The organism is Aquimarina algiphila (genome assembly GCF_007489275.1).
Classification (GTDB): domain Bacteria; phylum Bacteroidota; class Bacteroidia; order Flavobacteriales; family Flavobacteriaceae; genus Aquimarina; species Aquimarina algiphila.
On the sequence record NZ_VLNR01000253.1, the window covers coordinates 1 to 261 of the forward strand.

Here is a 261-nt window from a genome sequence, read left to right on the forward strand (position 1 = left end):
AGGATTTGAACATGCTGGATTGTCTTATGCAGGTGATTTTTTTAGTGATCCTATTAATAGTAAACTGATTTGGGATACAGGGATGTTTTTAGAACAAACGTTTTCTCCGTTACCTCCCAGTTTTAGATTTCAACTAGCAAACCTTAATACACAAGTGGGTAACAATGTTGTATCGACCTATAAAAAGACATTGAATATTAACACTGTAGGTAGTTATACTATAAAAGCTTATCTGAATTTTCCTAGTCATATAAAGGTGGA

The 261-nt window shown here is 33.0% G+C and carries 1 protein-coding gene; it reads left to right on the forward strand.

The genetic code is table 11. The features are described from left to right. Positions 1 to 261 (forward strand): hypothetical protein (locus FOF46_RS32250; protein ID WP_167572059.1); only part of this gene is annotated, 261 nt, incomplete at both ends.